Annotated in this window: 15 protein-coding genes; 10 read left to right on the forward strand and 5 right to left on the reverse strand. The window is 71.5% G+C overall.

What is annotated here, in order from left to right:
* The first annotated feature begins 147 nt into the window (after window positions 1–147).
* From WMF33_RS31940 to WMF33_RS31955, 4 genes are all read left to right on the forward strand, one after another.
* Window positions 148–2016 carry an amidohydrolase gene (locus WMF33_RS31940; protein WP_437332167.1) on the forward strand — a complete coding sequence of 623 codons (1869 nt, stop codon included), beginning with the start codon at window positions 148–150 and terminating at the stop codon, window positions 2014–2016.
* A gap of 34 nt (window positions 2017–2050) precedes the next feature.
* Window positions 2051–2992: a pseudouridine-5'-phosphate glycosidase gene (locus WMF33_RS31945; protein ID WP_437332168.1), complete on the forward strand. Its 942-nt coding sequence runs from the start codon at window positions 2051–2053 to the stop codon at window positions 2990–2992.
* A complete protein-coding gene (locus WMF33_RS31950) occupies window positions 2989–3879 on the forward strand; it encodes a carbohydrate kinase family protein (RefSeq protein ID WP_437332169.1) in 891 nt (296 codons plus the stop codon). The genes WMF33_RS31945 and WMF33_RS31950 overlap by 4 nt, the downstream gene beginning before the upstream one ends.
* A 196-nt stretch (window positions 3880–4075) precedes the next feature.
* The gene (locus WMF33_RS31955) at window positions 4076–4897 is read left to right on the forward strand and encodes an alpha/beta fold hydrolase (RefSeq protein ID WP_437332170.1); all 822 of its coding nucleotides are present in this window, start codon (window positions 4076–4078) and stop codon (window positions 4895–4897) included.
* 15 nt (window positions 4898–4912) lie between these two features.
* Here WMF33_RS31955 and WMF33_RS31960 read toward each other — a convergent pair whose 3' ends face one another.
* Entirely contained in the window at window positions 4913–5875 is a 963-nt protein-coding gene (locus WMF33_RS31960; protein ID WP_437332171.1) for an alpha/beta hydrolase family protein, read from the reverse strand.
* A 360-nt stretch (window positions 5876–6235) separates the two neighbouring features.
* On the opposite strand from WMF33_RS31960, the gene WMF33_RS31965 reads away from it, so the two are divergent.
* Entirely contained in the window at window positions 6236–6862 is a 627-nt protein-coding gene (locus WMF33_RS31965) for a helix-turn-helix domain-containing protein (RefSeq protein WP_437332172.1), read from the forward strand.
* Between the two features lie 43 nt (window positions 6863–6905).
* Here the strand turns inward: WMF33_RS31965 and WMF33_RS31970 are convergent, their stop codons facing one another.
* A complete protein-coding gene (locus tag WMF33_RS31970; protein ID WP_437332173.1) occupies window positions 6906–7481 on the reverse strand; it encodes a hypothetical protein in 576 nt (191 codons plus the stop codon).
* Between the two features lie 346 nt (window positions 7482–7827).
* Here WMF33_RS31970 and WMF33_RS31975 point away from each other — a divergent pair, with 346 nt between their 5' ends.
* Window positions 7828–8205 carry a hypothetical protein gene (locus WMF33_RS31975; RefSeq protein WP_437332174.1) on the forward strand — a complete coding sequence of 126 codons (378 nt, stop codon included), beginning with the start codon at window positions 7828–7830 and terminating at the stop codon, window positions 8203–8205.
* Between the two features lie 51 nt (window positions 8206–8256).
* Here WMF33_RS31975 and epsC read toward each other — a convergent pair whose 3' ends face one another.
* Window positions 8257–9219: a serine O-acetyltransferase EpsC gene (gene epsC / locus WMF33_RS31980; RefSeq protein ID WP_437332175.1), complete on the reverse strand. Its 963-nt coding sequence runs from the start codon at window positions 9217–9219 to the stop codon at window positions 8257–8259.
* Window positions 9216–10205, reverse strand: coding sequence for a cysteine synthase A (cysK, locus tag WMF33_RS31985; protein WP_437332176.1), 990 nt, complete (start codon window positions 10203–10205; stop codon window positions 9216–9218). The genes epsC and cysK overlap by 4 nt, the downstream gene beginning before the upstream one ends.
* A 583-nt stretch (window positions 10206–10788) precedes the next feature.
* Here cysK and WMF33_RS31990 point away from each other — a divergent pair.
* The 3 genes from WMF33_RS31990 (at window position 10789) to WMF33_RS32000 (ending at window position 14136) form a co-directional block, all read left to right on the forward strand.
* On the forward strand, window positions 10789–11694 hold the full coding sequence (locus WMF33_RS31990; RefSeq protein ID WP_437332177.1) for a family 2A encapsulin nanocompartment shell protein: 906 nt from the start codon (window positions 10789–10791) through the stop codon (window positions 11692–11694).
* Window positions 11681–13630 carry a family 2A encapsulin nanocompartment cargo protein cysteine desulfurase gene (locus WMF33_RS31995; protein ID WP_437332178.1) on the forward strand — a complete coding sequence of 650 codons (1950 nt, stop codon included), beginning with the start codon at window positions 11681–11683 and terminating at the stop codon, window positions 13628–13630. Before WMF33_RS31990 ends, WMF33_RS31995 begins: the two co-directional genes overlap by 14 nt.
* A 191-nt stretch (window positions 13631–13821) precedes the next feature.
* Window positions 13822–14136: a rhodanese-like domain-containing protein gene (locus tag WMF33_RS32000; protein WP_437332179.1), complete on the forward strand. Its 315-nt coding sequence runs from the start codon at window positions 13822–13824 to the stop codon at window positions 14134–14136.
* A 173-nt stretch (window positions 14137–14309) separates the two neighbouring features.
* Here WMF33_RS32000 and WMF33_RS32005 read toward each other — a convergent pair whose 3' ends face one another.
* On the reverse strand, window positions 14310–17243 hold the full coding sequence (locus WMF33_RS32005) for a DUF4215 domain-containing protein (RefSeq protein ID WP_437332180.1): 2934 nt from the start codon (window positions 17241–17243) through the stop codon (window positions 14310–14312).
* A 486-nt stretch (window positions 17244–17729) separates the two neighbouring features.
* Between WMF33_RS32005 and WMF33_RS32010 the strand changes: the two genes are divergently transcribed.
* Window positions 17730–23081, forward strand: coding sequence for a DNA repair ATPase (locus tag WMF33_RS32010; protein WP_437332181.1), 5352 nt, complete (start codon window positions 17730–17732; stop codon window positions 23079–23081).
* Window positions 23082–23251: the final 170 nt, after the last annotated feature.

A 23251-nucleotide genomic window follows, 5' to 3' on the forward strand; every position in this document is an offset into this window, starting at 1 on the left:
CATGACCTCTCGAGCGACGCAGGCATGGCCAGGGCGGAGCTCTCATGAGCCGCGACGACGAACAACTCCGTCTCTGATGACAAGCGAGCCCATCGGACCACGGCGACGCCGTGTCGCAGGTGACGCTGAATGGGCCCAGGAGCGCTCATGAGGAACAGGTCTCGAGCTGCCGGGGACAGCCGCGTTCCCCCCCGCCGTCGTCGCGCGTTCGGCGCCGCGTGGGCGGCGTCGCACGCCCTCTTCGCGATGCAGGTCGCCTGCGGCGCGTCCATGCCGCAGGCCGCCGACACGGTGCTGCGGAACGGCGTCGTGTACACCGTCGACGGCGCGGACTCGGTGCACCAGGCGGTCGCGGTGCGCGACGGCAAGATCGTTTATGTCGGCGCTGACAGCGGCGCGCAGGGTTATGTGGGTCCGCGGACCGAGGTCGTCGATCTGAAGGGCCGCATGCTGATGCCGGGGCTGGTCGACGGCCATCTGCACGTGATGTCCGGCGGGGCGCAGCGCCTGATGTGCAGCCTCGAGTACAAGACGCACACCATCGCGCAGCTCCAGCAGAAGATCCAGGCTTGCCTCGACAGCGAGCCGGCCAAGGGTCCCGACCAGTGGCTCGAGGTGACGAGCTGGGATCGGCAGGGCACGGTCTCGGTGGACGCCGATCCGACGCGGGCCGCGCTCGACGCGCTCAGGACCCAGCGGCCGATCCTCGTGCACTCCACCGATCACCACAGCGCGCTGACCAACTCGCGCGGCATGGCGCTGGCGGGCATCACCGCCAAGACGCCCGATCCGGCCGGCGGCAAGATCGGCCGCGACGCAGGCGGCCAGCCGACGGGCATCTTCGAGGATGCCGGCATCGCGCTCGTATCGGCGGCCATGCCGCCGCCGACGCCGGAGGACGACGTGCGCAGCGCCAAGGCGGCGCTCGACGCGATCCGCCGCCAGGGCGTGACCACCTTCATGGATGCGTGGTCGGACGAGCGCGCGCTGAGGGCGTTCACGGCCGTGCAGCGCGGCGGCGAGCTGACGGCGAGGGCGCTCTTCGCCATCATGCTCGATCCCGACGAGGTGGCGAAGGGTCCGGAAAAGGCGATCGCCGCGGTCAAGGCGCTGGCGTCCTCCTACGATCAACCCGCCGCGGCGCCGGCCCCTTCCGTCGGCGCTCGCCACATCAAGGTCATGCTGGATGGTGTCCTGCAGGCGCCGGCCCAGACCGCGGCGATGCTCGCGCCGTACAACGTCAACGTGGGCACGGACGGCGCGCCGCAATGGGTCCCGGGCAAGCACAGCGGCGACGTGTACTACCCGCCGGACACGCTGAAATCGCTGGTCCTCGCGGCGGTCGAGGCCGGGCTCGATCCCCACGTCCACGCGATCGGCGATCGTGCGGTGCGGCAGACGCTCGACGCTTACGAGGCCGTGCGCGCCCGGCTGCCGGGCAACGACGTTCGCCCGGCGATCGCGCATTGCGAGACGGTCGACCCGGCGGATTTCGGTCGCTTCAAGGCGCTCGGCGTGATCCCGGTGATGTCGTTCCAGTGGGCGCAGGAGGCCCCGTATTCCGTCGATGCGATGAAGCATCAGCTCGGGCCGGAGCGCTATGCCCGCCTGGAGCCCGAGGGCAGCCTGCACAACGCCGGCGCGAGGATCGCTTATGGCAGCGACTGGCCGATCGATCCGTTCGCCGAGTTCCTGGCCCTCAAGATCGGCGTCACCCGCAAGGGGGACCCCACGCATCCGGCCAGCTTTGGTCCGTCCTATGCTGGCCGGCTCAACGACGATCCGCTCCTGCCGCGCAACGTCGCGCTGCGCGCGATCACGATGAACTCGGCCTACCAGCTGCGGCTGGAGAAGGTCGTGGGCTCGATCGAGCCGGGCAAATTCGCCGACATGATCGTGCTGGACCAGAACTTTCTTCAGATCCCCGAGGATGATCTCGGCAAGATTCAGGTGCTCATGACCATGGTCGGGGGGAAGATCGTCTATACCGCCGATGCATGGCGGCCGAAGGGGTAGACGGCCGCGTCGCCCGAGGCCGGAGGATTTCAGCGTGTCGATCAAGGACCACCTCTCCATCTCCTCCGAGGTCAGGAAGGCGCTCTCGACCGGTCGGCCGGTGGTGGCGCTGGAGTCGACCATCATCACCCACGGCATGCCTTATCCGCAGAACCTCGGGATGGCGCAGCGCGTGGAGGCGGTGGTCCGCCGGAGCGGGGCCGTGCCGGCGACGATCGCCATCATGGACGGCAAGCTCCGGGTGGGCGTGAAGGCGAACGATCTCGAGCGGCTGGCCAAGGCGGGCGGCAAGGCGGCCAAGGCCTCGCGGCGCGACGTGGCGGCGCTCCTGGTGTCGGGCGAGGTCGCCGGGACGACGGTGGCCACCACGATGATGGCGGCGGCCTGGGCCGGTATCCGCGTGTTCGCCACCGGCGGCATCGGCGGCGTGCATCGCGGCGCGGAGACGACGTTCGACATCTCCGCCGACCTCGAGGAGCTGAGTCGGACGCAGGTGGCGGTGGTCTGCGCGGGGGCCAAGTCGATCCTCGATATCCCCAAGACGCTGGAGACGCTCGAGACCAAGGGCGTGCCGGTCCTCGGCTACAAGACCGGGGATTTTCCGGCGTTCTGGGCGCGGCAGAGCGGGCAGAAGGTGGACCACAGGATCGAGAGCGCCAAGCAAGCGGCCAGGGTCATCGCGCTGCAGTTCGAGCTTGGCCTGGGCGGCGTCCTGGTGGCCAACCCGATCCCCGAGAGCCACGCCCTGGACGCGCGGGAGATCGAGGCGCGGATCGAGGAGGCGATCCAGGGCGCCGAGGCCGAGGGCGTGAGCCGCAAGGACCTGACGCCGTTCCTCTTGAAGCGCATCGTCGAGCTCACCGGCGGCAAGAGCCTCGTCGCCAACATCGCCCTGGTCGAGAACAACGCGGCGGTGGCGGCGGAGATCGCGGTGGCGTTGAGCAAGCTGAAGGCGAAGACGAAGGCCAAGGCATGAGCGATGCCGGCCGCGTGCTCGTGGTGGGCGACGTGATGACGGACGTCATCGTCCGCCCCGAAGGGCCGCTGGTGCGCGGCTCGGACCGGCGCGCCAAGATCCAGCGCCGGCCGGGAGGCTCGGGGGCCAACCAGGCGGTGTGGCTCGGCGCGATGGGAGCGCGGGTGTCGTTCGTCGCCCGGGTGGGGGCCAGCGACAAGCCGCAGCTCGAAGCCTATTTCAAGGGCTGCCAGGTGGATGCGATCCTGGCGGCCGATCCGCGGGAGCCGTCGGGCGTGCTGGTCGTCCTCGTCGACGCCGACGGGGAGCGGAGCTTCCTCACCGATCGAGGGGCGAACCTCGCGCTCGAGCCTTCGGATATCCCGGTGCGGCTCCTCGACGACACGCGGCTGGTGCTCGTCTCGGGGTATTCGCTCTTCGCCGAGGGGCCTCGGCGGGCGGTGCTGTGGCTCGCCGGAGAGGCGCGGAGCCGCGGCATCCCGATCGCCATCGACGCCGCGTCGGTGGGCTTCCTGCGGGAGGTGGGGGCCGGGGCCTTCCTCGAGTGGACGAGGGGGATGTCGACGCTGCTCGCCAATGCCGACGAGGCGGAGGCGCTCTCGGGCACCGGCGACCTCGCCGCGCAGATGATCGCGCTGGGGGCCTGTTTCGAGCGGGTGATCATCAAGCGCGGGGCGCGGGGCGCGGCGCTGGGCGGACGGCGCGGCGTGCGCCTCGACGCGCCGGCGCCGCTGGTGGAGGTGGTGGACACGACCGGGGCCGGCGACGCGTTCGCGGCCGGGTTCATCGCCGCGGAGCTCGAGGGCGCGGGCGAGGCGGCGTGCCTGCGGCGCGGGGTCGAGGCGGGCTCGACGGCGGTGACGCGGCTGGGCGGACAGCCGGGGTAGCCAGCGTCGTGGGCCGCTGGCCCTCGGCCCCCCTCGCCTGCCCATCGGGCGCCGTCGTGGCGCTTCACGTGGCCGCCGGCTCGTCCGCCCTCCAGCGGCTGTCGTGCTCGCGGTCCGCGCGGGGACTCTGGTAGCCTGCGGCGTCGGTCGGGCGCGGGGTGCGCGGCCTCGCCAAGGACCGCCGGGAGGGAAGACCGTGTTCGTTTCCGTCAAAGGGGCTGAGCTGTTCTACTCGGTGCAGGGCGATGGGCCCGCGTGCCTCGTCCTGTCCAGCATCGGCACGCGGCCCTACGAGCGGCAGATGCCGGCGCAGCTGAGCGACCGCCTCAAGCTCGTCTACGTCGACCTGCGGGGGAGCGGGCGATCGACGGGCGATCCGGCCGACCTCACCTTCGACGCGCTCGCCGAAGATCTGGAGTCCATCCGATCCGCGCTCGGGCTCGAGCGGATCGCGGTCCTGGGCCACTCGATCCTCGGCGCGCTGGCGGTCGAGTATGGCCGGCGTTGCCCCGGGAGCGTCTCGCACGTGATCGCGGTGGGCACGCCGCCCAGCGGCGACATGGCCCTGCTCTCGGCGCGATCTGCGTCGTTCTTCGAGGAGGACGCGTCGGAGGAGCGAAAGAGGATCCTGCGAGACAACCTGTCCAGGCTGCCCAAGGACGCGCCGCCGGGCCACGCCATGCTCGCGCAGACGCCCATGCGCTTCTTCGACCCGCGCATCGACGCCGCCCCGCTGTTCGCGGAGGCGGACGTCAAGCCCCAGTTCTTCGCCCACCTCCTCGGGAGGCTCGCGCCGTCCTGGGACATCCGGGTCGACCCGGGCTCGCTGCGCGTCCCGATATTCCTCGCGCTCGGGCGCTACGACTACGCGATGCCTCACGTCCTCTGGGAGGGCGTCGCGCCGACGCTGCCCACGGTCACGCTGCGCCTCTTCGAGCGCAGCGGGCACCAGCCGTTCTTCGAGGAGCCGGAGCGGTTCACCGCGGCGGTCACCGCCTGGATGGATTCGAAGCGCTGACCTCGGCGGCCCCGCTTACTTGGATTCGACCCGTCCGAGCGGGTTGGCCGCGCCAGTCAGCGCGTTTTGCGCTTCCTGCCAGGCGGGGTCTCCGGGGTAGAGCTCGGCGCGGAGGTAGGCCCAGGTGAGGCGCTGGACGGCAGCCACTCGCTCGGGGTTCTCGTCCGTGGTCTCGGCGACGTCATATCCCGAGACGCCGCCCAGCCCGTGCCCTGCATCGAACAGGATGACCAGGGACTTGGGGCTCGGGGAGAGGAAGTAGGGATCGGCATGCCAGTCGGCGCCTGCGACCGTCAGGTGGGGAGAGGCGTCTTTATCGCCGGCGATCACGAGCGCGGGCGCCGTCATCGTGGAGAAGTCGATGGTCGAGAAGATAGGATACTTCTTGGCCGCGAGCTCGCTGAGGGCGTCGCCGCCTCTGCCGGGCGCGGCGAGCAGCACGCCCGCCTTGATCCGAGGCTCGGCGAGGTTCACTTCCGTCCCGTCGTGGGGATCTTTGAGCCGCGCGCCCAGCAGCAGGCTCGCGGTGTGCCCGCCCATCGAGTGCCCGACGACGGCCACCTTGCTTCGGTCCAGACGCCCGGCGAGGGCAGCGACGGCGCCCTCGATCGCGTCGAGCTGGTCGAGGATGCGCTTCATGTCCTCGGCCCGCGATCGCCAGTACAGCGGCGCCTCGGGGTGATCGGAGCCCCTGAACGGGAGCGTCTTCGAGTCGAGATGGGTCGGCTGGATGACGACGAAGCCGTGTGCCGCGAAGTAGTTGGCGAGCGGGGCGTAGCCGTTCAAGGAGGAGAGGTGGTTGGAGGGGCCGTGGCCGTGCGAGAGCAAGAGGATGGGCAGCTCGCTTCCGGTCACGGGCGCGGAGACGCGCACCTGGAGATCGACGGCGCGGCCGGGGGCCGGCAGCACGACTGGGCTGACCGAGAGGACCGGCGTGGGCGCGCGGGGGACGTCTGCTGTGGGGGTCGGTTTGCTCATGATGTTGATTTCCTTTCGTGGGCTCGGCCCCGTGAAGAGGGCCCTGGCGCCATCGGGACGCCCCGGCCTCACTCCGTACCTTCACCGCCTTCGTACCTCCCGTCGCCGCCCTCCGGTTGGAAGGACCGGACATTTTCGTCGGCCCTCCCGCGCCGGCTTGACCGGCGGCGGTGCGCGCGCGAGACTACGAGGGTGCCGCGCACGATGGACTCTGCAGCCGCGACGTTCTCGCTCTCCCGCTTCGTCGAGGAAGTTCGCGCTGTCGCACCCGTCGCTGGACGCGCGCTTGACGTCGAATGGCTGCCCAACGGAAGAACGACGCTTGTCTTTCGAGTGATCGAGGAGAGCCGGAGAGGGGATGTGGCCGTCGCGGGCCCGCGGACGCGGGCGCTGTTCAAGAACGCGACCGGCGTCGCGCGGGCGGTGATGCTTCAGTTCAAGCCAGGCTGGTCGGGGCCGCTGCTGGGCGTGGCGGCGAACGCGCTGACGGACCGGATCGTCCCGCTGGAAGACATCTGGGGCCGCTCTGGCGGCGACCTCTGCCTCGATCTCCTCGCGGCGCGAAGCGTGCCGGAGGTGCTCGACCGACTCTCCCACGCGATCGCCCTTCGTACCCACGAGACCTTCGAGCCGGCATCGGCACGGCTCGCTCGCCGTGCGGTTCGCCTGCTCGAAGGAGACGAGGTTCGGGTGGAGCGCGTGGCGGAGCGGCTCGGCGTCACGGCCCGGCATCTTCGCCGCGCCTTCACGGAGAGCATCGGTATCGGGCCGAAGGATTTCGCGCGGACCGTTCGCTTGCAGCGCGCCGTGCGGAGGGCGGCGAGCTCGAAGGACTGGGCACGCATCGCCGCGGACGCGGGCTATTATGACCAGGCGCACCTGATCGCCGACTTCCGGGAGCTCGTCGGGCTCACGCCGGGCGCCTTCCTGAAGCGCGCGGGCGGTCGGGGCGGCGAGGCCATGGCCGGGTGCGCCCCCTCGCGCTGACGCCCGGCCACGGAGCGCCCCGGCCCCCCCGCCCGCGCGCTGCTCAGATGCCCGAGGCCGACGCGAGGCAGGCGTCGAGCTCGGGGGTGTCCCGCCAGCCGCACTGGCCGGACGCGTCGCGCTCGCAGACGCCGTGCTCGCCGTAGCACGCGTACTCCTCGCGCCACTCGCACGTCGTGAGCACGTCCTGGTCCGCGCAGACCTGCCCGCTGCAGCCGGTGACCACGCAGCGCGCGGGGCCGCCGCCACGCGCCGCCTCCAGCACGCCCCCGCCGCCGAGGCACGCCGTGAGCTCCGGCGTCTGTCGCCAGCCGCACTGGCCGGACGCGTCGCGCTCGCAGATGCCGTAGTCGCCGTAGCACGCGTATTCCTCGCGCCACTCGCACGTGGTGTACACGACCTGGTCCGCGCAGACCTGCCCGCTACAGCCGGTCGGCCTACAGCGGCCGGGCTTGATCCCCCCGGCCGCCGCGGAGACGAGCTCGGCGGGCGCGCTGTCCACGCCGTCGACCTCGGGGATGGCCTGGCCGCAGCCGTCGTCATTCGCCCCGGCCAGCAGCGGGACGCACAAGAAGAGCACAGAGAAGGCAAACCGATGCCGCGTGGTGAAAGAATTCATAAGACCTCCTTAACAAAACAAAAATAAAGCACGGAGTGCCCGGAACGGGCGAGCTCCTGTCCTTAGATCACACGGCGGCCCAGCGCAACCCGCGGCGTCGATCGCACGATCCAGCGTCCCGGGGTCAGCGGCTGCTCGCGATCCGCGCGGCCTCCTGGACGGCCTAATCGGGTCATGCCGCCGTTGCCATGGCACACATCGCCGTGGGCACACAGCGGCACACTCGCGGTAGAGTCGGCCCGAAAACGCCGTCTTATCATTCGTTCAAGAGTGGCACGCTTGTTGACTGGAGGCGTGTTCGGAGGCGATGATGATTCGACTGGCGACAGCGATCTTGATGGCTCATGTGCTCGTTGGATGCGGCGGCGAAGCCAACGATGGTGGTGAAGCGGCCGCCGGTGGTGATGAAGCGGCCGCCGGCGGTGATGAAGCGGGCGCGGCCGAGTGCGGAGTCCTGCAAGGGCCGCCCAGGGGGGCGTGCAGCGCAGGTGAGGAATGCAGCTTCCACGACGCCGGCTGCGACTACGATAGCTATTGCAAGGACGGCTCGTGGGCCACCGTCCGCACCTGCTCGGCCACGAAGACGTGCCCGCGGGGAGGCTTGACGGCCGGAGGCTCGTGCTCGGACGAGGGCGCCGGGTGCCGCTACGACGAGGGCGGCGCGTGCGTCGGCGATCTGACCTGTACCGGCGGTGTCTGGACCGAATCCGACCCCGGCTGCTGAGGAGATCGCCTCCGCCGTCGGTCGGGTCGGGCTGGCGCGCAGGGGACGCGGCTAGATGCCGCCGCCGTCCTCGAAGACGTCGCTCCGCACCTTGGCCTGGCTGATCTGGCTGTTCGGCGGGACGCTGCGCGTGAGCCACACGTTGCCGCCGATGCTCGAGCCGTGACCGATGGTGATGCGCCCGAGGATCGTCGCACCGGCATAGACGACCACGTTGTCCTCGACGATGGGGTGGCGATCGATGCCCTTGATGGGGTTCCCGCCCCCGTCGAGCGGGAAGCTCTTGGCGCCCAGCGTGACGCCCTGGTAGAGGCGCACGCGATCGCCGATCCGGCACGTCTCCCCGATGACGACGCCCGTCCCGTGATCGATGAAGAAGCTCGCGCCGATGTGGGCGCCGGGGTGGATGTCGATGCCGGTCTCGGCGTGGGCGATCTCGGAGAGGATACGCGGGATGAGCGGTACGCCGAGGGTGTAGAGCAGGTGCGCGATCCGGTGGTGGAAGATCGCCGTGATGCCCGGATAGCAGAACACCGCCTCGTCGATGCTCGTCGCCGCCGGATCCCCCTCGAACGCCGCGCGTACGTCGGTCTCGAGCAGCGCCCGCGCGGCCGGGAGGCCAGCGACGAAGTCGCGCACGATCTCGGCCGCGCGGCCCTCGCGCCGGGCGAGCTCGCGCGCGTCGAGATCCCGAGAGAAGCCGAGGCCCCTCCGGATCTGCTCGTGGAGCGCGAGCAGCGCCGCGTCGAGCGTCCGCCCGACGAAGTAGTCGGTCCCCTCGTCGGTGAGATCCGGAGGCCCGAAGTGCGCCGGGAAGAACGCCGCGCGCAGGTCGCGGGCGATGCCGACCAGCACCTCGCGCGACGGCAGCGCCGGCCGTCGCCCGAGCGGACGGCGCGCGCCGCCGGTGTCCGGGGCGGCCGCGCGCAGCTCCGCGACCACCGAGCCGAGCGCCCAGGAAGCCCCGGCCGGCGCGGGAGAGCCCCGATCGGCCTCGCGATCGGTCGCGCTCACGTCGCGAGCCCCCTCTCGTCGGAGGGCCCGTCGAAGAGCGATGTGCTCAGGTAGCGCTCGCCCGAATCGGGGAGGACGACGACGATCGTCTTGCCCTCGTTCTCCCTGCGCTTCGCGATCCGCGCCGCGACCGCCGCCGCCGCGCCGGACGAGATCCCCGAGAGGATGCCCTCCTCCCGCGTCAGCCGCCGCGCATACGCTGCCGCCTCGTCGTTGGTCACCTGCTCGACCCGATCGACGATCGAGAGATCGAGCACGTCGGGCACGAAGCCCGCGCCGATCCCCTGGATCTTGTGCGGCCCGGGCTTGAGCGGCTGGCCCGCGCGCGTCTGCGTGAGCACCGGGCTGTGCGTGGGCTCGACCGCGACGGAGGTGATCGCCTTGCCCTTCGTGTTCTTGATGTAGCGCGAGACGCCCGTGATCGTGCCGCCGGTCCCGACGCCGGACACGAGGACGTCGATCTTCCCGTCCGTGTCCTCCCAGATCTCGGGGCCCGTCGTGCGCTCGTGGATCGCGGCGTTCGCCGGGTTCTTGAACTGATGCAGGAGCACGTACCGGTCGGGGTTCGACGCGGCGATCTCCTCCGCCCTCGCGACGGCGCCGCTCATCCCCCTCGGCCCTTCGGTGAGCACCAGGTTCGCGCCGTAGGCCGCGAGGAGCTTGCGCCGCTCGATGCTCATCGTCTCGGGCATGGTGAGCGTGAGCCGGTAGCCGCGCGCGGCCGCGACGAAGGCCAGCGCGATCCCCGTGTTGCCGCTCGTCGGCTCGACGATCTCCTTCCCCGGACCGAGGAGCCCGCGCTTCTCGGCGTCCCACACCATCGCCGCGCCGAGGCGACACTTCACCGAATAGGCAGGATTGCGCCCTTCGATCTTGGCGAGCACGAGCGCGCTCGCGCCGTCGAGGACGCGACGGAGGCGCACGAGCGGCGTGCGGCCGATCGACTCTGCGTTGTCTTCGAACCAGCGGCGTGTGACGTTCGACATGGTGCCTCTACGATGCGACGACGTGCGACGGTGCGCCTACACGCGTCCTCGACGGTCGTGAGGACTTCGAGCGGGCAGCGGACGCCGCTCTTGAAACATCAACGGATATGTATCTAACATAACGGACAGCCAGCGCAAGCACTTTCGTTTCGCGCCGCCCGGCTGCCGTGTGCCGCCGCGCCGGGCATGCGACCGGTGCCAACGGCGCTGAGCGACCCGGGACCGGCGGACGGCGTCAGCGACGCTTCACCGCCGAGTCCGCGGTGTTTCGCAGCCGAGTCCGGCGCTCGGTTTCAGCGGTGTTCGCGGCGCGAGTCCGGCGCTCCGCCGCATGGCCCCTCTCCTTCACGTCCAGAGCCAGCGGCACGCGGCGCCGTCGGGCCCTGACATCCGCCAGAGCCGACATCGATTCCGCTTGAGCGGCCGTGTTCCACCATAACGTAGAAGCCTCTAGTTTACAGGAGGAAAGTGGACGCGATAGGGCGTGCCCTGTTGAAGCTGTCAGGGGAAATAGTACATCACGATGGCCCTGACCGAGACGTGCCTCACCCCCCACGCGTCAGAGCGCTAGGAAGAGTTTGTCATGAACGATGGAGCCCACTCGCTGAGCGAGCGCGCCGCGCGCCAGCTAGCGAATACGACAAAGTCCGCGCCGCAGTGGGTTGGAGTCACCCCACGCTGGCTCGTCCAGCTCTTGCCCTGGGTGCCGCTCGAGGCGGGCGTGTTCCGGCTCAACCGGGTCGTCGAGGACGACTTCGCCGTCGAGTGCAGCCCGGACGACGACGCGCAGCGGCCTGTCGCGCGCATCAATTACGACGAGAATCCGCGCGAGTACGTGCTCAACACGGTGAGCACGACGATCCACGTGCACACCCGGATCTCCGACCTGTTCCGCAGCCCCATGGATCAGGTGAAGGAGCAGATCTCGGTCCTCGTCGAGAAGCTCAAGGAGAAGCAGGAGGATGAGCTCATCAACAACGGCAACTACGGCCTGCTCAACAACGTGCACGCCAGCATGCGGGTCAAGCCGCGCGGCGCTGGCCCCACGCCGGACGATCTCGACGAGCTGATCACGCGGGTGTGGAAGGAGCCGGCCTTCTTCCTGGCCCATCCGCGGGCCGTCGCGGCCTTCGGTCGCGAGTGCACGCGGCGCGGGGTTCCGCCGCCCACCGTGACCCTGTTCGGCTCGCCGTTCATCACGTGGCGCGGCATCCCGATCATCCCCACCGACAAGCTGCACCTCGCGGGCAACAAGACCGATATCCTGCTGCTCCGCACTGGCGAGAAGAAGCGCGGCGTCGTGGGCCTGTTCGAGCCGGGGATCCCCGGCGAGGTGAGCCCCAGCTTGTCCGTTCGCTTCATGGGCATCAACCAGGCCGGGGCCGCCGCGTACCTCGCGTCCCTCTATTGCTCGGCAGCCGCGCTTACCGAGGACGCTCTCGGCGTGCTCGAGGGCGTCGAGGTGGACAGCTACTATGACTACAAGTGAGCTCCACAAGGCGGATCTCCAGGGTGCTCTGCCGCAGGCGCCCGGGGCCGTGGGGAGCTCTGGGATCTCGCCCCTTGTCACGCCTCCCTCCAGGCCGGGCGCCGCTCACGCGTCGGCGCCCGACGTCCTGGGCTTCGACGCCGCCGCGATGGCCGCGGTGATCGCGCAGCTCGCGAATGAGGTGCTCGGCGCGCCGATGAGGCAGGGAGGAGCGGCATTGCCGGCGGCGCCGCTTCCCGGCGCGGCGCCGTCGCTATCACCTGCCACTCCTGCGCAGGCGCCGGGATCCGTGCCCCTGCCTGCTGCGGCGCCTTCAATGGCGACCGCGCCGGCGTATCCAGGCTCAGCCCCTGCCTACGCCGGCGGGGTTCCCGCGTATCCAGGCTCAGCCCCTGCCTACGCCGGCGCGGTCCCCGCCCATCACGGCGTGGTCCCCGCCCATCACGGCGCGGCGACGCTTCCGGGCACAGAGATGTACAGGGAGTACATTCGCGTCCCGCTCCTCGGCTCCGAGCCGCTGCGTCGCGGCGCCGTCGAGGAGGTGCTCCGCGTCCCGGTGCTGGGCGATCTCCCGGCGCACGACGCTCGGCCGTACTTCATGCCCAGCGCGCCCGCGCTGGGCGTCGCGTCGCCCGTCGGCGCTCCCCGGATCGAAGCCCACGAGATCCGCGCGGCGGATCCGGCGCTGGCCCGCGGCCTCCGCCCTTCCGCGGGCATCTTCGACGCCCACGCGATCCGCCGCGACTTCCCCATCCTCGAGGAGCGGGTCCACAACCGGCGGCTCGTCTGGCTCGACAACGCGGCGACGACCCAGAAACCCCAGGCCGTCATCGATCGCCTCTCGCACTTCTATCAGCACGAGAACTCCAACATTCACCGCGCGGCGCACGCCCTCGCGGCCCGCTCGACGGACGCCTACGAGGCCGCGCGCGAGACGACGCGCCGCTTCCTCAACGCGCCGTCGACGCGCGACATCGTGTTCGTGCGCGGCACCACGGAGGGGATCAACCTGATCGCCCAGACCTGGGGCAGGCGGCACGTGGGCCCGGGCGACGAGATCGTCATCACCTGGCTCGAGCACCACGCCAACATCGTGCCGTGGCAGCAGCTCTGCGCCGAGAAGGGCGCCCGGCTCCGCGTCGCTCCCGTGGACGACCGGGGGCAGGTGATCCTCGAGGAGTACGAGAAGCTGCTCGGCCCGCGGACGCGCATCGTCTCGCTCACGCAGGTCTCGAACGCGCTCGGCACCATCACGCCCGCCCGCGAGATGGTGGCGATGGCGCACCGCCACGGCGCGCGCGTGCTCGTGGACGGCGCGCAGGCGGTGTCCCACATGCGCGCGGACGTGCAGCTCCTCGACTGCGACTTCTACGTGTTCTCCGGCCACAAGGTGTTCGGCCCGACGGGCATCGGCGTCGTCTACGGCAAGGGCGACGTGCTCGACGCGATGGGGCCCTGGCAGGGCGGCGGCAACATGATCGCGGACGTCACGTTCGAACGGACGGCCTACCAGCCGCCGCCGGCCCGCTTCGAGGCGGGCACCGGCAACATCGCGGACGCGGTCGGCCTCGGCGCAGCGCTCGAGTACGTGACGCGGATCGGGATCGAGAACATCAGCCGCTACGAGCACGAGCTGCTCCACTACGCCACCCACGCCCTCATGACCGTCCCCGGGCTGCGGCTCATCGGCACCGCGCCCGACAAGGCGGGCGTGCTCTCCTTCGTGCTGCAAGGGCAGCGCACCGAGGAGATGGGCGGGGCGCTCGATCGGGAGGGCATCGCGGTGCGCTCGGGCCATCACTGCGCGCAGCCGATCCTTCGTCGGTTCGGCGTCGAGAGCACGGTGCGCGCGTCGCTCGCCCCCTACAACACCTGCGAGGACATCGACGCGCTGGTCGACGCGCTGCATCGAATCCAGACCGGGCGCCCGCGTTGATTTGGCCGTAACGGCCGATGTTGTCCGTTCCGGCGGATGTCGCGGCTCCCGCCGCCCTGCTGCTCCCGCCTGACCCGCGCGCTGCGCCGCGGGAAACAGGCCGGAATCCGGGAACTTACAGGATTTCGCGGCGACGTCGGACCTGTGTCCCCCAGGTTGCCGGCGGGGATCGCGTCCGCTATAGTGGACAAATGATCCAGACGATATCTCCCGTGGAGGCGGACGCTCTCATCAAGAGCGGCGAGGTGGACGTTGTGGATGTGCGCGAGCCGCGCGAGTGGTCGTTCGGGCACGTGCCGAAGGCGCGGCTGGTGCCGCTCGACCAGCTGAGGGCCGATCCGCAGCGTGCGCTGCCGCGCGACCGGGTGGTGTTCGTCTGCGCGAAGGGCGTCCGCAGCCTGACGGCGGCGAAGCTCGCAGAGCGGCTCGGGTTCAGCCAGCTCTACAACCTGGATGGGGGCACGAGCGGCTGGGTGAAGGCCGGGCTTCCGCTCGAACAGAGCTGAGCGCTCGCCCCTTCCCCCCGGTCGGTCGTTCCTGGCCGTCGCTCGCGCGTCGGGCGGCTCGCGAGACCTCCCCCGAACCAGCTACATCCTTGACGGTGTGATCCCCGCCGGCGCGCCGCGCGGCGGCTCACCCGAGCCGCCGCGCGCTCCTCTCGATCACGGTTCGACCCGGGTCATTTGACCTCGGTGCGGCACGTCGCGCTGCAGTCGTCGCCGCTCGCGGTGTTGCCGTCGTCGCACTCCTCGTACGGCTGCTGCCGCACGCCGTCGCCGCAGTGCGGACCGAACACGCAGCCCGGAGCGCACTCGCCGTAGCCGCCGTCGTTCTCCGCGTCGTCGCACTCCTCCTCCGGCATCTGCGTCACGCCGTCGCCGCAGCGCGGGCCGTACACGCAACCCGGCGCGCACTCGCCGTAACCGCCGTCGTTCCTGCCGTCATCACACTGCTCGCCGAGGTCCTGCTGGGGCACCCCGTCGCCGCAGACCGCGCCGATCCGGCAGCCGAGGCACCCCATGCTGCCGTCGTTCACGCCGTCGTCGCACTCCTCGCCCCACTCGTCCTGGGTCACCCCGTCGCCGCACTGCCCCGCGTCGCGGCACTCCGGCGTGCAGCCGCCGTAGCGACCGTCGTTCACGCCGTCGTCGCACGTCTCGTCCGGCATCTGGACCAGCGCGTCGCCGCACCGCGGCCCGACGAGGCAGTCCGTCGTGCAGCCGCCATACCGGCCGTCGTTCACGCCGTCGTCGCACGTCTCGCCGAACTTGCTGTCGATCTCCGCGTCGCCGCAGCGAGGCGCCGCAACGCACCCCGGCGCGCAGGCGTTCGAGCCATAGCCGCCCAGGTTGGCGCCGTCGTCGCAGATCTCGTACGGCGTCGTCCGGACACCGTCGCCGCAGTAGAGCCCGAGCTCGCACCTCGTGGAGCACTTCCCGTAGCCCGCGCCGTTCTCGCTCCCGTCGTCGCACTCCTCGTCCGGCGTGACGATCCCGTCGCCGCACACCGGCTCGCAGCGGGACGGCGCCGCGTTGAAGCCGCCGAGCGTCAGCTTGTAGCTCGACCCCGTGACGTGGCGCTCCGCCTGGAACACGACGACCTCGTAGACCCCACCCACCGTGAGGCCGAGCTCATCCATGAGCAGCGTCCCGCGGTTGTCCGCCACCCCGGCGATCTCGCCGGTGCCCATCGGGGCGTGGATGCCGCCGAGGTCGATGCGGAGCCGGTTGTTGAGGAACACCCAGACGTCGTCGTCCCCGTAGAAATCGAGCCGCTCCCCGCCGTGGTACTCGAACCAGTAGCGGACCTCGCTCGTGAAGTAGAAGTTGTGGTTGCCGGCATTCGCCCAGTTGTTGAACGGATCGCCCGCCGCGCGGCTCGCCTCGCGCTGCGCCGCCGGCAGCGACGGGTCCTGCCAGCCTCGGTCGTCGAGCGGGAAGAAGACGTGATCCTCGAAGAGGAACACGTCCGACGTCCCGATCCGGTCGAGCGTGAGCCAGTCCACGACCGTCTTCGAGAGGTCCGAGTCGTTGTACCACCGGTTGAAATCCGTGGCGTTCGTGAGGAAGGCGTTCGGCCGCGCCGCCGCGAACTGCGGCTTGTTGTCCGCGCCGAGGAGGTTCTGCACGATGCCCGTCACGACGGCGTTCGGCGGATTCGTGTCGGGCTCGAAGTTCGGCGCGTTCTCCTTGAAGTCGCGGTACACGATCGGCACGCGGAGCTCGTCGCCGAGCGCCACGCCGTTCGTGCAGCTGTACCCCGGCTCGACGGTGCACGTGGACGAGCAGCCGTCCCCGTCCGCCGTGTTGCCGTCGTCGCACGCCTCGCCGCCCAGGCGCAGCCCGTCGCCGCACGCCGAGGTGCAGCCGGTGTCGCCGCAGTCCGGCTCGACCTGGCAGAACGGCGTGCAGCCGTCGCCCATCGTGTTGTTGCCGTCGTCGCACGGCTCGGAGCCCTCGCGCTCCCCGTCGTTGCAGACCGTGTCGCGGCAGATGTAGCCGCCGGGCGCGGGCTCGCACACGACACCGTCCTCCCACTTGCACGCGGCGTTGCACCCGTCGCCGTCGTCCGTGCGGCCGTCGTCGCACTCCTCCCGCCCGACGACCATCCCGTCGCCGCAGACGGCGGTGCAGCGGCGCCCGGCGCGCGCGCAGTCGAACCCGGGCTCGGTCTGGCACGTGGCGGAGCACCCGTCGCCCGAGACCGTGTTGCGATCGTCGCACCCCTCGCCCACGCCGATCTGGCCGTCGCCGCAGACGACCGTGAAGACGCAGTGCACGCCGTCCTCGCACGCCCAGCCGGCCTCGACCTGGCAGCTCGGCGAGCAACCGTCGCCCGGCGCCACGCCGCCGTCGTCGCACTGCTCGCTCGGCCGCAGCAGGCCGTCGCCGCAGCGCTCGACCGGCCTGCACGGCTGCCCCGGCCGGGGGCAGGTGATGTTGCCGGGGTCCTCGAGCGCGCAGACCTCGGAGCACCCGTCCCCGCCCACCGCGTTGCCGTCGTCGCAGGTCTCCCCGCCCGAGACGCGCCCGTCGCCGCACGAGTGGAGCCGGAAGCACGGCTCCCCGGGCCTCGGGCAGATCCAGTCGCCCTGCTCCCGCTGGCAGCGATCGTCACAGCCGTCCCCCGAGGCCGTGTTCCCGTCCTCACAGCTCTCCCCGGGCTCGATCGCGCCGTTGCCGCAGGCGATCGTCGTGTGGCAGGGCTCCCCCGGCGGGCACTCGCAGTACGGCTCCACCTTGCAGGCGCCGGAGCAACAGTCCCCGGGCAGGCTGTTGCCGTCGTCGCACGCCTCGGTGTCCTGGTTGATCTCGCCGTCGCCGCACGCCGCGTCGACCGCGTCGCACTCGGGCGGAGGATCCGGCGACTCGCACGGATCGCCCCCGCTGCCGCCGGTCCCGGAGCCGACGGTGATGAACCCGCCGAACGCCCCGGAGCTGTCGTCGGTCCCGCCGGTGCCCGACGTGCCGCTGCCGCCCGCACCGCCCACGCCGCTGCCCGCGCCGCCGTTGCCGCCGCCGCCGTCGTCCCCGCAGGCGGCGAGCGGACCGGCAAGCAGGACGAGGAGCACGGAAGAAGTAAGTCTCTTTCCCAAGCGCATTGATGCCACCATCCCAACTCGCTGAAGAGCGTCGTGTTGTTCAGCCCGCGCCGCCACAGGCGCGCCCCGGCCTTCGGGTGCGCCGCCGGAGGCGGCGTGGGCGCGCGCCGCACAGCGCTCGCGCGCGTATGCGCGCGTAGGTCGCCCTCGTTACCGGCACATCGCAACGCAACACCCCCCGTGCGGCAAGCGGATTTGACGCCGCAGCGGCTTTGCGACGCGCCGGTCGCCGGGAGGCGATGAAATCCGCGGGCGGCGCGCGGGCCGGCGGGGGGCAGAGCGCGCTTGACATCCCGGCGCGCACCGGCGGTGCGGTGCTCCACAGCGCGCCCGGGCAGGGCGCGCGCCGGGGACGCGACCGCGCCGCCCCGCCCGGGCGCGCGATCGCCATCTCGCCCCCCGGGCGCGGCGAACGGCGGTAACCTGGCCGCTGGCGAGCCGAGGCCCGCGCGGATTCGATGCGGGGGCGGGCCTCGAGCCTGACCACACGGAGCATGCATGGTGTCGACAGGGGCCTTGGACGGCGCGGCCCAGACCGCGGGGGCTCCCCCCCCGCAGGCGGCAGAGTCGCTCGATGGGGGCAATTACGAGGTCATCCGCCGGCGGCTCGTCGAGCGCGCCGAGGAGCTCGGCCGCCGCGCCGAGGCGCTCAACGCGCGGCGAAAACAGGTGTTCGGCGGCGCCGACCTCGCGCTCCTCGAGAACGCGCGCGTCCGGACCGAGAACAACTGCCTGCCGCGCGACATCGTGAGCATCCGGGGCAAGCTGCTCGTCGGCTACCTCGTGTTCATGGGGCTCAAGGAGGTGAACGTCGGCGACGTCTTCAGCCTCCACCGCTTCGCGAAGGACGGCGGCGCCCTCGACCTGACGCACGTGCCGCTCGACGAGGGCGACGCGTTCCTCGGCGACCCCGCCTTCGTCAAGGAGTTCAAGGACCTCCACCGCTACGTCAAGGAGCCGCGGCTGCTCCAGCTCCGGCGCAGCGACACCAGGCTGCTCGCCATCTTCCAGGTCGGCGCGACCGAGCGCGACGCGAAGGTGTTCCGCTGGAGCATCGACGCGACCGGGCGCATCCGCTACCTCGACTCCCGCGGCGACGAGGACAACGTCCGGCCGCGGGCGCACGACTTCGCCTGGACGCAGACCACGCGCGACGACCACGTGCAGGGCAAGCACCCGCACGTCGCCATCCTCGGCGAGATCTTCGTCGAGACCGTCGGCGGCGACCTCACGGTCAAGGTCGAGAACAACACGGCCACGGGGCTCGGCATCTACCGCGAGCCGGTCGACGACGCGGGCCAGGCGCTCGACGACGCCGACATCCAGTACGCGCGGCTCGGGCCGCTCATCCTGCTCAAGATCAAGCCGTTCCGGGAGCCGTCGTACCGCTACCTCGTCTACAACGGCCGCACCCGGAAGGTCGCGCGCATCGACGCGATCGGCCTCGCCTGCCTGAGCCTCCCCGAGGAGCAGGGCATCGTCTTCCCGAACGGCTACTACCTCATCACCGGCGAGACGAAGCGCTTCGAGGGCAGCACCGACAGCCTCGTCTTCGAGCGGGTCATCCGCTCGCCGAACGGGGAGGACGTGCTCTACGTCTTCCACCAGGTCGTGGAGGGGCGCTACGTGCTCTTCCCGTACAACCTGATCCGCAAGGAGATCGCGACCCCGATCCAGTGCCACGGGTACAGCCTCTTCGACGACGGCAAGATGGTGATCTTCCGCGCCGCGAGCGAGGAGCCGACCCGCGTCCACCCGATGCAGATCTGGCAGACGCCGTTCATGACCGCGGAGTTCGCGGCGTCGGCGCCGACCGACGGCTCGTACCTCGCCAAGGTGGGCAACGCCGACCTCGTGCGCGGCATCTCGGACGCGCTCAGCATGCGGCGCGCCGCGCTCGAGGCGTCGCCGACGCGCCAGACATACGAGGACCTCATCCGGACCGCCGAGCGGATGACCGACGCCTTCTACTGGCTCGGCCACGCCGAGGCGGGCGACCTCCTGTCGACCGTGAACGAGCTCCGGGCCGTCTCCGAGAGCATCGTCGACGAGTTCGAGAAGGTCGAGGCCATCAAGGCGCGCGCGGCGAGCGCGCTCGCCGAGACCGAGGCGGCGCAGCGGCAGCTGCTCGGCGGGGTCCGGCCGGAGGACGCGGCGACCGTCGACGCGTTCCTCGCGGCCCTGACCGCGCTGCGGCGGCAGCGGGGGCACCTCATCACGCTCCGCGAGCTCAAGTACATGGACCTCGGCCGCGTCGACGCCCTCGAGGCCGAGATCGTCGGGCGGTCCGACGAGGTGAGCCGCGCGTGCGTGGCGTTCCTCCTCGGCGACCACGCGTTCCGGCCGCTGGCCGACCGGCTCGCGGGCCTCATCGCGAAGATCGAGGCGGTCGCGAAATCGTCCGAGCTCGCGCCGTTCGCCGCGGACCTCGACGCGGTGAGCGAGGGGCTCTCGGTGCTCGCCGACATCGTGGCGGGCCTCAAGGTCGACGACCCCACGGCGCGGACCCGCATCCTGGAGGGGATCAGCGAGGTCTACGCGCAGCTCAACCGCGCGCGCGCCACGCTCGGCGCCCGCGGCAAGGACCTCCGGGGCGCCGAGGGGCGCGCCGAGTTCGGCGCCCAGTTCAAGGTGTTCGGCCAGAGCGTCGCGAGCGCGCTCGCGGTCTGCGACTCGCCCGAGCGCTGCGACGCCGAGCTCTCGAAGCTCCTCGTCCAGCTCGAGGAGCTCGAGGGCAAGTTCGGCGAGTTCGACGAGTTCCTGGGCGAGCTCGCGGCGAAGCGCGAGGAGGTAAACGACGCGGTCGCCGCGCGGCGGCAGGCGCTGCTCGACGAGCGGCAGCGGCGCGTCGCGAACCTCGTCGCCGCGGCGGACCGGATCGTCCAGGGGGTCTCGCGGCGGGCGCGCACGTTCGCGACGGTGGACGATCTCAACACGTACTTCGCGTCCGACGCGATGGTCGCGAAGATCCGCGAGCTCGCGGCGAGCCTGCACGCGCTCGGCGACAGCGTGAAGGGGGACGAGGTCGAGGCGCGGCTCAAGTCGGCGCGGCAGGACGCGCTCCGGGCGCTGCGCGACCGCGAGGACCTGTTCGAGGGCGGCGGCGACGTCATCAAGCTCGGCCGCCACCGCTTCAACGTGAGCACGCAGGCCCTGGAGCTCACGCTGGTCCCGCACGGCGACGGGCTCGCGCTGCACCTCACCGGCACCGATTTCTTCGAGCCGATCGAGGATCCGGCGCTCGAGAGCGCGCGCGACCTCTGGGGCCAGGAGCTCGTGAGCGAGACCGCGGAGGTGTACCGGGGCGAGTTCCTCGCGGGCTCGATGCTCCTCGACGCCGAGGCCGGGCGCGGCGGGCTCTCGATCGAGCGGCTGCGCGAGGCGTCGCTCGGCCCGGGCGGGCTGCTCGCGGCGGTGCGCGCGTACGCGGCCGATCGGCACGACGAGGGCTACGAGCGCGGCGTCCACGACGCGGACGGCGCGCTCATTTTGGAGAAGCTGCTCGCGCTGCGCGCCACGGCGGGGCTGCTCCGCTTCGGCAGCGCGCCGCGGGCCCTCGCCTGCCTCCACTGGGCGGGGCTCGACCCGCGCGCCCGGGATCTCGCGCACCGGCGGGCGCGGAGCCTCGGCCGGCTCGCGGCGCAGCTCGGCGAGGGCGAGGCGCGGGCGGCGCTCGCGGCCGAGCTCGCGGAGGGCGTGGCCGCGACGGCGGCGGCGCACCGGCTCGGCGCGGACGCGAGCGGCGCGGCGGACGTGCGCGTCGCGGCGCGGTACCTCGTGGAGGAGCTCGCCGCGGAGCGCCCGCGGTTCGTGACCAGCGACGCCGCGCTCGCGCTGCGCGACGCGCTGCTCGCGCGCCTCGACCTCGAGGGGAGCCGCGCGGCGTTCGACGACGACCTCCGGCAGCTCGAGAAGCACCCGGCCGAGCGGCTGGAGCTCGCGCTGGCGTGGCTGCGGGGGCTCACGGCGCGGGACGCCGCGTGGGCCGGGATGGGGCACCTCGCGCTCGAGGCGGCGGTCGTGCTGGTGACGGAGCGGCACCTCGAGCGGGAGCCGAGCGGGGCCGTGACCGAGGCGCGCGTGGAGGGGCTGCTCGGCCAGCACCCGCGCGTCAAGGAGCGCGCGCTCGCGCTCCGGCTCGACGAGTTCCTGAGCAGGATCGAGGCTTTCTTGCGCGAGCGGGCGCCGCGCTACCGCGCCTACCGCAAGGTGCGGAGCGAGATCGCGGAGCGGGAGCGAAGGCGGCTGCGCCTCGGGGAGTTCGCGCCGCGGGTGCTCACGTCGTTCGTGCGCAACCGGCTCATCGACGAGGTGTATTTGCCGCTCGTCGGCGCGAACCTGGCGAAGCAGCTCGGGGCCGCGGGCGACGTGAAGCGCACCGACCTCATGGGCATGCTGCTGCTCATCTCGCCGCCGGGCTACGGCAAGACGACGTTGATGGAGTACGTCGCGAGCAAGCTCGGCCTCGTGTTCATGAAGGTGAACGGGCCGTCGCTCGGCCACGAGGTCACGTCGCTCGACCCGGCCGAGGCCCCGAACGCGACCGCGCGGCAGGAGGTCGAGAAGATCAACCTGGCGTTCGAGATGGGCAACAACGTGATGCTCTACCTCGACGACATCCAGCACACGAACGCGGAGCTCTTGCAGAAGTTCATCTCGCTCTGCGACGGGCAGCGCCGGGTCGAGGGCGTGTGGCGGGGCCGGACGAAGACGTACGACCTGCGCGGCAAGAAGTTCTGCGTGGTGATGGCGGGCAACCCGTACACGGAGTCGGGCGCGCGCTTCCAGATCCCCGACATGCTGTCGAACCGGGCCGACACGTACAACCTCGGCGACATCCTCGACGGCAAGGAGGAGCTCTTCGCGCTGAGCTACCTGGAGAACGCGCTCACCTCGAACCCGACGCTCGCGCCGCTCTCGGGGCGGGCGCCGGGGGACACGCACAAGCTCATCCGGATGGCGCGGGGCGAGGCGATCGCCGCGACGGAGCTCGAGCACGCCTACGCCGCGGCGGAGGTCGCGGAGATCGTCGCCGTGCTCGAGCGGCTCTTCCGGGTGCAGCGGGTGCTCCTGTCCGTGAACCTCGAGTACATCCGGAGCGCGTCGCAGGACGACGCCTTCCGGACCGAGCCGCCGTTCAAGCTGCAGGGCAGCTACCGCAACATGAACAAGCTGGCCGAGAAGGTCGTGTCGGCGCACACGCCCGAGGAGATCGAGCGGCTCATCGACGATCACTACGTGAGCGAGTCGCAGACGCTGACGACGGGCGCCGAGCAGAACCTGCTCAAGCTCGGCGAGCTGCGCGGGCGGCTCTCGCCCGAGCGGCAGGCGCGGTGGGACGAGATCAAGAAGGGGTACCAGCGCATCAAGCGCATGGGCGGCAAGGAGGACGACCCCGTCGTGCGCGTGACCGGGACGCTCTCGATGCTCGGCGAGCAGCTGGAGGGCATCCGCGGGGCGATCGGCAAGGCGGCCGCGGCGGCCCAGGCGGGCGACGGGCGGGCGCGGGAGATGAAGCAATGGCTCGCGCCGGAGCTCGAGCGGCTCTCCGGGGCGCTCAAGGGGCTCGCGCAGCCGAAGGTCGAGGTGAAGGTCGAGACCGATCGATCGGTGTCGGAGTTCGTGGGCCACCACCTCTCGCTCGTCGAGCGGCTCGTCGCGCCGCTCGCGAAGGCGACCACGCAGAGCGCGTTCGGCATCCGGGCGATCGAGGCGCAGATCGCGGAGCTCGGCCAGGCGCTCCGGTCGCTCGACGAGAAGGTCCGCGGGGCGGCGCGGCCCGAGGCCCAGCCGACGCCGGGCGAGCTGCCTGGTGAAGCAGACCACGCGCGCGGGCGCGGAGGTGCGTGAGCGGATCACAGCGCCCGAGCTCTGCCGACGCGCGGCCGCGAGCTCCGCGCCAGGCGGGCGGCCGCACGGGGCAGAAGTCTGCAAGAGGAGTAGAGGGGCGTCCCTCGTGCGTGTTATCACCGACCCGCGACGCGTATCGTCAGCGATGGCCTGGACTCGAAGCCCCGCGC

Origin of the sequence: Sorangium sp. So ce394 (genome assembly GCF_051474665.1) — a bacterium.
Lineage (GTDB): Bacteria > Myxococcota_A > Polyangia > Polyangiales > Polyangiaceae > Sorangium > Sorangium cellulosum_D.